This window comes from Sodalis sp. dw_96, assembly GCF_018449575.1.
In the GTDB taxonomy this organism is placed as follows: Bacteria; Pseudomonadota; Gammaproteobacteria; order Enterobacterales; family Enterobacteriaceae; genus Acerihabitans.
In genome coordinates this window covers 22,840-31,517 of record NZ_JAAVUT010000033.1, presented here as the reverse complement: position 1 = coordinate 31,517, position 8,678 = coordinate 22,840, and the positions used below count along the sequence as shown (strand labels likewise).

Annotated in this window: 7 protein-coding genes and 1 pseudogene; all 8 read left to right on the top strand. The window is 51.7% G+C overall.

Features of this window, described 5'->3' with window-relative positions:
* Window positions 1–352 (top strand): annotated as a pseudogene (gene tuf / locus HB631_RS25825) (elongation factor Tu); the annotation flags it as partial.
* Window positions 353–617: 265 nt separating this feature from the next.
* Complete coding sequence (gene secE, locus HB631_RS25820) at window positions 618–1,001, top strand: preprotein translocase subunit SecE (protein ID WP_213994049.1); 384 nt, start codon at window positions 618–620, stop codon at window positions 999–1,001.
* 1 nt (window position 1,002) lies between these two features.
* A complete protein-coding gene (nusG, locus tag HB631_RS25815; protein WP_132924431.1) occupies window positions 1,003–1,548 on the top strand; it encodes a transcription termination/antitermination protein NusG in 546 nt (181 codons plus the stop codon).
* 229 nt (window positions 1,549–1,777) lie between these two features.
* Complete coding sequence (rplK, locus tag HB631_RS25810; protein ID WP_213994048.1) at window positions 1,778–2,206, top strand: 50S ribosomal protein L11; 429 nt, start codon at window positions 1,778–1,780, stop codon at window positions 2,204–2,206.
* Window positions 2,207–2,209: 3 nt separating this feature from the next.
* Window positions 2,210–2,914 carry a 50S ribosomal protein L1 gene (gene rplA, locus HB631_RS25805; RefSeq protein WP_213994047.1) on the top strand — a complete coding sequence of 235 codons (705 nt, stop codon included), beginning with the start codon at window positions 2,210–2,212 and terminating at the stop codon, window positions 2,912–2,914.
* Between the two features lie 452 nt (window positions 2,915–3,366).
* A complete protein-coding gene (rplJ, locus tag HB631_RS25800) occupies window positions 3,367–3,864 on the top strand; it encodes a 50S ribosomal protein L10 (protein ID WP_213994046.1) in 498 nt (165 codons plus the stop codon).
* A 66-nt stretch (window positions 3,865–3,930) separates the two neighbouring features.
* Complete coding sequence (gene rplL / locus HB631_RS25795; RefSeq protein ID WP_213994045.1) at window positions 3,931–4,296, top strand: 50S ribosomal protein L7/L12; 366 nt, start codon at window positions 3,931–3,933, stop codon at window positions 4,294–4,296.
* A gap of 352 nt (window positions 4,297–4,648) precedes the next feature.
* Window positions 4,649–8,677: a DNA-directed RNA polymerase subunit beta gene (rpoB, locus tag HB631_RS25790; RefSeq protein WP_213994044.1), complete on the top strand. Its 4,029-nt coding sequence runs from the start codon at window positions 4,649–4,651 to the stop codon at window positions 8,675–8,677.
* The last annotated feature ends 1 nt before the right edge of the window (window position 8,678 follow it).

Sequence of the window (8,678 nt, the reverse complement as noted above, 5' to 3'; positions counted from 1 at the left end):
ACTGCGCGGCACCAAACGTGATGAAGTTGAACGCGGCCAGGTACTGGCTAAACCGGGCACCATCCATCCGCATACCCAGTTCGAATCAGAAGTTTATATTCTGAGCAAAGACGAAGGCGGCCGTCATACTCCGTTCTTCAAAGGCTACCGTCCTCAGTTCTACTTCCGTACCACTGACGTAACCGGTACCATCGAACTGCCGGAAGGCGTGGAAATGGTGATGCCTGGCGACAACATCAAGATGGTTGTTAACCTGATTGCCCCTATCGCCATGGACGACGGCTTGCGTTTCGCGATCCGCGAAGGCGGCCGTACCGTTGGTGCCGGCGTGGTTGCCAAGGTTATCGCTTAAGACTGTTGTATAAGTCTTTAAAGTTATCGAATAACATTTGACGTAGCGCGCAGTAAAAGGGCATCATTTGATGCCTTTTTTCTACGCTGTGACAGAGAACCTATCTCATCAGCGATTTTACGTCATAATCATTGGTGAGATGGGCTCTTCATCAGCGGCGTGAAACTTCGGAGTTTTGTTGCTAATTCAGGGCAATCTTCGCTTGGTAGCCTCGCCCTCTGCGGGGCTTAGTTGTTTGTATGAATCCTACGTGACAGGTTTTTTTATGAGTGCGAATACCGAAGCTCAAGGAAGCGGGCGCAGCCTGGAAGTGTTAAAGTGGATAGCGGTGGCTATACTACTGGTGGTTGCGATCGTCGGTAATTATTATTATCGTGATTTTAGCTTACCCCTGCGAGCGCTGGCTGTCGTGCTGATTATCGCTATTGCGGGTGGTGTTGCCTTAATGACGGTGAAAGGTAAATCGACCGTTGCGTTTGCGCGCGAAGCGCGTACAGAAGTACGTAAAGTGATTTGGCCGACCCGCCAGGAAACGTTACATACCACGTTAATCGTCGCCGCGGTGACTGCCGTGATGTCACTGATCCTGTGGGGACTGGATGGTATTCTGGTCCGTCTGGTATCGTTTATTACTGGCCTGAGGTTCTAAGATGTCCGAAGCTCCTAAGAAACGTTGGTACGTCGTTCAGGCGTTTTCCGGTTTTGAAGGTCGCGTGGCGCAATCCCTACGCGAATATATCAAATTGCATGATATGGAAGAACTGTTTGGCGAAGTCATGGTGCCGACAGAAGAAGTCGTTGAAATTCGCGGCGGCCAGCGCCGCAAGAGCGAGCGCAAATTCTTCCCGGGTTATGTACTGGTACAAATGGTCATGAATGATGCCAGCTGGCATCTGGTGCGCAGTGTGCCGCGTGTCATGGGCTTCATCGGCGGCACTTCCGATCGCCCCGCGCCCATCAGTGACAAAGAAGTCGATGCGATCATGAATCGCCTTCAGCAGGTGGGTGATAAACCACGGCCGAAAACCTTGTTCGAACCGGGTGAACTGGTGCGGGTCAACGATGGCCCGTTTGCGGATTTCAACGGCGTGGTGGAAGAAGTCGACTACGAAAAAAGCCGCTTGAAAGTCTCGGTTTCGATATTCGGACGTGCCACGCCGGTTGAGCTTGACTTCGGCCAGGTTGAGAAAGGCTGATTACGTCTCGCTGCAAAAAAACGTTGAACTTGCATTAGGCGCGAAATTGAACTAGAATTTCGCGCCTTTCGTTTTTTCTATACCCTCGGTCTATAACCGAATAATTCGAGATGCGGGAAGGCGCCGAGTATTGCCAACGCACCTGCAACTTGAAGTATGACGGGTATAGAAAAAGAATTTATCACTGGGGAGCCCTAACCGGCGCTATCACCCGCAAGAGGAAATTTAAATGGCCAAGAAAGTACAAGCCTATGTGAAACTGCAGGTTGCTGCAGGCATGGCTAACCCGAGTCCGCCGGTAGGTCCGGCATTGGGCCAGCAGGGCGTTAACATCATGGAATTCTGTAAAGCGTTCAATGCCAAGACTGAAGGCGTTGAAAAAGGCCTGCCGATCCCGGTTGTTATCACCGTCTATTCCGACCGTTCATTTACCTTCGTTACCAAAACCCCACCGGCTGCCGTGCTGCTGAAGAAAGCCGCTGGCGTTAAATCCGGTTCCGGTAAGCCGAACAAAGAAAAAGTCGGTAAAGTGACGCACGCTCAGGTCCGTGAAATCGCGGAAACCAAAGCGGCGGATATGACGGGTGCCGATGTGGAAGCGATGTCTCGCTCCATCGAAGGTACTGCTCGTTCCATGGGCCTGGTAGTGGAGGATTAAGAAATGGCTAAACTGACCAAGCGCATGCGTGTTATCCGTGACAAAATTGATTCCACCAAGCAATACGAAATCAATGAAGCCGTTGCTTTGCTCAAAGAGCTCGCCACCGCCAAGTTTGTCGAAAGCATTGATGTAGCCGTGAACTTAGGCATCGATGCGCGTAAATCCGATCAGAACGTCCGTGGCGCCACGGTGCTGCCGCACGGTACCGGTCGTACCGTCCGCGTTGCCGTGTTTACCCAGGGGGCGAACGTTGAAGCCGCCAAAGCAGCTGGCGCCGACCTGGTGGGCATGGATGATTTGGCCGATCAGATCAAGAAAGGCGAATTCAACTTTGATGTTGTTATCGCCTCCCCCGACGCCATGCGCGTTGTGGGCCAATTGGGCCAAATCCTCGGGCCGCGCGGCCTGATGCCTAACCCGAAAGTGGGTACCGTTACACCGAACGTTGCCGAAGCGGTTAAAAACGCTAAAGCCGGCCAGGTGCGTTATCGCAACGACAAAAACGGTATTATCCATACCACTATCGGAAAAGTTGACTTTGATACCGATAAATTGAGAGAAAACCTGGAAGCCCTGCTGGTTGCGCTGAAAAAAGCCAAACCGACTCAGGCCAAAGGGATTTATATCAAAAAAATCAGTCTTTCCACCACCATGGGTGCTGGTCTGGCTGTGGATCAAAGCGGCTTGGCAACGGTTACTGCTTAATTGCCCCTTTACGCGGGCGCAAGATGCGTCTAGAATCGAACGCCCGTTGTTTCATCAATGGCTGATGTGCGCCAGAATGAAATAAAAGAATTTTCGGTTGGAGCTTGGCCTTATCCAAGCCTCCGTCCAAGACCGCAGGTGTGTTTATACCCTTGGAAGATGACGGGTATTGTACCCTATAGATTTCAAGTTGCAGGAAGGCGGCAACTGAGTGAATCTCCAGGAGCTTACATAAGTAAGTGACTGGGGTGAATGATGGCAGCCAACGCATCTGCAGCTTGAAAGATGACGGGTAGACACTTAATCGTCCTGCGTAGACGGTGACAGAGCCTGAATAACATATTCGTTTGCTGGATTCTGCTCACCGTGTGTCGACGTTTATCCCCATAAGGGGAGTAAACGATGTGAGTCCCGGGGAATTTTCCCCCGGATAAATCCAGGAGCACAAGCTAATGGCATTAAATCTTCAAGACAAACAAGCGATTGTTGCTGAAGTCAGCGAAGTGGCCAAAGGCGCGCTGTCTGCTGTCGTTGCGGATTCTCGCGGCGTTACAGTGGGTAAAATGACTGAACTGCGTAAAGCAGGTCGTGAAGCCGGCGTATACATGCGTGTTGTTCGTAACACCTTGTTGCGTCGCGTTGTTGAAGGCACTCCGTTTGAATGCCTGAAAGACACGTTTGTCGGTCCGACCTTGATTGCATTTTCTAACGAACACCCGGGCGCTGCCGCTCGTTTGTTCAAGGCTTTTGCCAAAGACAATGCAAAATTCGAGGTTAAAGCAGCGGCCTTTGAAGGTGAAGTTATCACGGCGGCTAATATCGATCGCCTGGCAACTCTGCCAACTTACGATGAAGCGATCGCACGCCTGATGTCGGCCATGAAAGAAGCCTCCGCAGGCAAACTGGTCCGTACTCTTGCTGCACTGCGCGATCAGAAAGAAGCGGCTTAATTGCCGGTTGCTTTCGATTGCTGTTGCGAACGTATAAACACTTTCTGAATCTTAGGAATAATTGTTATGTCTATCACTAAAGAACAAATTCTGGACGCAGTTGCCGAAATGTCCGTTATGGACGTGGTTGAACTGATTTCCATGATGGAAACCAAATTCGGCGTTTCCGCCGCCACCGCGGTTGCCGTTGCTGCCGGCCCGGCTGAAGTTGTTGAAGAACAGACTGAATTCGACGTTGTCCTGACCGCTATCGGCGGTAACAAAGTATCTGTTATCAAAGCCGTTCGTAGCGCCACCGGTCTGGGCCTGAAAGAAGCCAAAGACCTGGTTGAATCTGCTCCGGCAACCATGAAAGAAGGCGTTAACAAAGACGACGCCGAAGCTCTGAAGAAAGCGCTTGAAGAAGCCGGTGCTTCTGTTGAAGTTAAATAAAACCTTTTGTTTTGCAGCCTGATTTTAGGCTGATGGCTGGTGACTTTTGGGTCACCAGCCTTTTTGCGCTGTGGGGAGTCAGTGGGTTTTCACACTATTTAACCGCTGATTAACCTCAATATCTTTCTCTATTGACGACTTAATATACTGCATCTCCTGTAAAACCTCCCTGGTTTAACAAAATGCAATGAAATGGTTTAAGAGTGATAGAAACAGGTATTGCGGAAGGGGATTTTTCTTTCCGAAAGATGCATGCCCAATGGATGTCGAGTTCTGGGTATAAATAGTGTTGCATGACCTGTCCTATTAGGGCGGACAGAGTGGGTCACTGATCAGCGAGCTGAGGAACCCTATGGTTTACTCCTATACCGAAAAAAAACGCATTCGTAAGGATTTTGGGAAACGTCCCCAAGTGTTGGACATCCCATATCTCCTTTCTATACAGCTTGACTCGTTCCAGAAGTTTATCGAGCAAGATCCGGAAGGTCAGTACGGATTGGAAGCAGCATTCCGTTCTGTATTCCCCATTCAAAGCTACAGCGGCAATTCGGAGCTGCAATATGTCAGTTACCGTCTAGGCGAGCCTGTATTTGATGTTAAAGAGTGCCAGATCCGCGGCGTCACGTTCTCCGCACCGCTGCGCGTTAAACTGCGTTTGGTGATTTATGAACGCGAAGCACCGGAAGGCACGGTAAAAGACATCAAGGAACAGGAAGTCTACATGGGTGAAATTCCGCTCATGACCGACAATGGGACCTTTGTGATCAACGGGACGGAACGCGTTATCGTTTCCCAGTTGCATCGCAGCCCCGGCGTATTCTTTGATAGCGATAAAGGTAAGACGCATTCGTCCGGCAAAGTGCTGTACAACGCGCGCATCATTCCTTACCGCGGTTCCTGGCTGGATTTTGAGTTTGATCCGAAAGACAACCTCTTCGTCCGTATCGACCGTCGGCGCAAATTGCCTGCAACGATCGTTTTGCGGGCTTTGAACTATTCCACGGCGCAAATCCTGGAAACGTTCTTTGATAAAGTCATTTATGAAATCCACGATAATAAACTGCAAATGGAACTGGTTCCTGAGCGTTTACGTGGTGAAACCGCCTCGTTTGACATCGAGTCCAACGGTACCGTTTACGTTGAGAAAGGCCGCCGTATTACCGCGCGCCATATCCGTTTGCTGGAAAAAGACGGCATCGATAAAATCCAGGTGCCGGTTGAGTACATCATCGGCAAAGTGGTGGTCAAAGATTACATCGATGAAAATACCGGTGAAATCATTTGTCCGGCCAACATGGAATTGACATTGGATCTGCTGGCAAAACTGAGCCAGGCAGGACACAAGCATATTGAAACGCTGTTCACCAATGATTTGGACCATGGCTCTTATATTTCCGAAACCTTGCGCGTCGATCCTACCAGCGATCGCCTGAGCGCCCTGGTGGAAATCTACCGCATGATGCGTCCCGGCGAACCGCCGACCCGCGAAGCGGCGGAGAATCTGTTCGAAAATCTGTTCTTCTCCGAAGATCGCTACGACCTTTCCGCCGTAGGCCGTATGAAGTTCAATCGTTCGCTGTTGCGCGAAGAGATTGAAGGTTCAGGTATCCTGAGCAAGCTCGACATTGTCGAAGTGATGAAGAAGCTCATTGATATCCGTAACGGCAAGGGTGAAGTGGATGATATCGACCACCTCGGCAACCGTCGTATCCGCTCAGTGGGCGAAATGGCGGAAAATCAGTTCCGCGTTGGCTTGGTACGTGTTGAACGTGCGGTGAAAGAGCGTCTGTCATTAGGGGATCTCGATACCCTGATGCCGCAGGATATGATCAACGCCAAACCGATTTCCGCCGCGGTGAAAGAGTTCTTTGGTTCCAGCCAGCTGTCCCAATTTATGGACCAGAACAACCCGTTGTCGGAAATTACCCATAAACGGCGTATCTCCGCATTGGGCCCAGGCGGTTTGACCCGTGAACGCGCCGGTTTCGAAGTTCGTGACGTGCATCCGACCCATTACGGCCGTGTGTGCCCTATCGAAACTCCGGAAGGTCCGAATATCGGTTTGATCAACTCGTTGTCCGTTTATGCGCAGACCAACGAATACGGTTTCCTTGAAACGCCGTATCGCCGGGTTCGCGAAGAAGTGGTCACCGATGAGATCCATTACCTGTCCGCCATTGAAGAAGGCAATTTCGTTATTGCCCAGGCTAATACCGATCTCGACGAAGAAGGCCATTTCGTTGATGATTTGATCACCTGCCGCAGCAAAGGCGAATCCAGCCTGTTCACCCGCGATCAGGTGGACTATATGGACGTTTCAACCCAGCAGATTGTATCGGTGGGTGCGTCGTTGATTCCGTTCTTGGAACACGATGACGCCAACCGTGCGCTGATGGGAGCGAACATGCAACGCCAGGCCGTGCCTACACTGCGTGCCGACAAGCCTTTGGTGGGTACCGGCATGGAGCGTGCGGTGGCGGTTGACTCCGGTGTTACCGCGGTGGCCAAACGCGGCGGTACCATTCAGTATGTCGATGCGTCTCGTATCGTGATTAACGTCAACCCTGATGAAATGGTGGCGGGCGAAGCGGGCATCGATATTTACAACCTGACTAAATACACCCGTTCCAACCAGAACACCTGTATCAGCCAGATGCCGTGCGTGTCCCTGGGTGAACCGGTTGAACGCGGCGATGTATTGGCCGACGGCCCGTCCACCGATTTGGGTGAGCTGGCGCTGGGTCAGAACATGCGCGTGGCGTTCATGCCGTGGAACGGCTACAACTTCGAAGACTCCATTCTGGTTTCCGAACGCGTGGTTCAGGAAGACCGTTTCACCACGATTCATATCCAGGAACTGGCTTGCGTGTCCCGCGATACCAAACTGGGGCCTGAAGAAATCACCGCCGATATCCCGAACGTGGGTGAAGCGGCGCTTTCCAAACTGGACGAATCCGGCATTGTCTACATCGGTGCGGAAGTCACCGGTGGCGATATCCTGGTGGGCAAAGTGACGCCGAAAGGCGAAACCCAGCTGACCCCGGAAGAAAAACTGTTGCGCGCCATCTTTGGTGAAAAAGCGTCTGACGTTAAAGATTCGTCGCTGCGGGTGCCTAACGGCGTGTCCGGTACGGTTATCGACGTGCAGGTCTTTACCCGCGACGGCGTGGAAAAAGACAAACGTGCGCTGGAAATCGAAGAGATGCAGCTGAAGCAGGCCAAAAAGGACCTGACGGAAGAACTGCAGATTTTTGAAGCCGGCCTGTTTGCCCGTATCCATGACGTGCTGGTGTCCGGCGGTATCGAAGACGAGAAGCTGGCTAAACTGACGCGTGAGCGCTGGTTGGAACTGGGTCTCGGCGACGAAGATAAGCAGAATCAGCTTGAGCAGTTGGCGGAACAGTACGATGAACTGAAAACCGTGTTCGAGAAGAAGCTGGAAGCAAAACGTCGCAAGATCACTCAGGGTGACGATCTGGCGCCGGGCGTGCTGAAAATCGTTAAGGTGTACCTGGCGGTTAAACGTCAGATTCAGCCGGGCGACAAGATGGCGGGCCGTCACGGGAACAAGGGCGTTATCTCCAAGATCAACCCCATCGAAGATATGCCTTACGATGAAAACGGCGTGCCGGTTGATATCGTACTGAACCCGTTGGGCGTACCGTCGCGTATGAACATAGGCCAGATTCTGGAAACCCATCTTGGGATGGCGGCTAAAGGCATCGGCGACAAGATCAACGCCATGCTGAAAAAGCACGAAGATGTGGCGAAGCTGCGCGAGTTTATCCAGAAAGCCTACGACCTGGGGGATGGTGTCCGTCAGAAAGTGGACCTGGCTACCTTCAGTGATGACGAAGTGCTGCGTTTGGCGGAAAACCTGAAGAAGGGAATGCCCATCGCGACACCGGTGTTTGACGGCGCCAAAGAAAAAGAGATCAAGGAATTGCTGCAATTGGGCGGTCTGCCCACTTCCGGTCAAATTACCCTGTTTGACGGTCGTACCGGCGAGCAGTTCGAACGGCAGGTTACCGTGGGTTATATGTACATGCTGAAACTCAACCATTTGGTTGATGACAAGATGCATGCGCGTTCCACCGGTTCCTACAGCCTGGTCACCCAGCAGCCGTTGGGCGGTAAGGCGCAGTTCGGCGGTCAACGCTTCGGTGAGATGGAAGTATGGGCCCTGGAAGCTTATGGCGCGGCCTATACCCTGCAGGAAATGCTGACAGTCAAGTCGGATGATGTTAACGGTCGTACCAAGATGTACAAAAACATCGTGGATGGCAATCATACGATGGAACCAGGTATGCCGGAGTCCTTTAACGTGTTGCTGAAGGAAATCCGCTCTCTGGGCATCAACATCGAGCTGGAAGAAGAGTAAT

Excerpts from the sequence above, each read along its gene's own strand:
- secE (WP_213994049.1), top strand. The coding sequence starts at position 618 with ATGAGTGCGAATACCGAAGCTCAAGGAAGCGGGCGCAGCCTGGAAGTG.
- nusG (WP_132924431.1), top strand. The coding sequence starts at position 1,003 with ATGTCCGAAGCTCCTAAGAAACGTTGGTACGTCGTTCAGGCGTTTTCC.
- rplK (WP_213994048.1), top strand. The coding sequence starts at position 1,778 with ATGGCCAAGAAAGTACAAGCCTATGTGAAACTGCAGGTTGCTGCAGGC.
- rplA (WP_213994047.1), top strand. The coding sequence starts at position 2,210 with ATGGCTAAACTGACCAAGCGCATGCGTGTTATCCGTGACAAAATTGAT.
- rplJ (WP_213994046.1), top strand. The coding sequence starts at position 3,367 with ATGGCATTAAATCTTCAAGACAAACAAGCGATTGTTGCTGAAGTCAGC.
- rplL (WP_213994045.1), top strand. The coding sequence starts at position 3,931 with ATGTCTATCACTAAAGAACAAATTCTGGACGCAGTTGCCGAAATGTCC.
- rpoB (WP_213994044.1), top strand. The coding sequence starts at position 4,649 with ATGGTTTACTCCTATACCGAAAAAAAACGCATTCGTAAGGATTTTGGG.